Annotated in this window: 2 tRNA genes; both read right to left on the bottom strand. The window is 46.8% G+C overall.

Going from position 1 to position 502, the window contains the following annotated elements:
• Positions 1–140 precede the first annotated feature (140 nt).
• Positions 141–216 (bottom strand) — tRNA-Ala (locus tag OGV74_RS00775).
• A 105-nt stretch (positions 217–321) separates the two neighbouring features.
• Positions 322–398 (bottom strand) — tRNA-Ile (locus OGV74_RS00770).
• Positions 399–502 lie beyond the last annotated feature (104 nt).

Genomic DNA, 502 nt, shown 5'->3' with positions numbered 1-502 from the left:
ATTTATCTGTTCTTATTACGGAGAACAGACACAGTGTGTCGTTTCAATTTTCAGCTTGATCCAGATTTTTAAAGAGCAAAACTTCGCAGTGAACCTTTTCAGGTACACTCTGAAGTTTTCTTGTGTTTTTGCAGTAAAGATGGTGGAGCTATGCGGGATCGAACCGCAGACCTCCTGCGTGCAAGGCAGGCGCTCTCCCAGCTGAGCTATAGCCCCATCGTAGTTATCTCATTCACCTTAATTCCTGCTGAGACAAGGCGTGGAACGGCGAAGCATACTGAAGTATGCGAGTCGTTTCACAACGCGGTATCAGAAAGAATTTGGTAGGCCTGAGTGGACTTGAACCACCGACCTCACCCTTATCAGGGGTGCGCTCTAACCACCTGAGCTACAAGCCTGCAGAGATTTTCTTACTGCTAATTTTCATCAGACAATCTGTGTGAGCACTACAAAGAACGTTTCTTTAAGGTAAGGAGGTGATCCAACCGCAGGTTCCCCTACG

It is taken from the genome of Citrobacter sp. Cf116 (assembly GCF_030336505.1).
GTDB classification, from domain to species: domain Bacteria; phylum Pseudomonadota; class Gammaproteobacteria; order Enterobacterales; family Enterobacteriaceae; genus Citrobacter; species Citrobacter freundii.
This window is presented reverse-complemented; position numbering and strand designations above follow the sequence as displayed.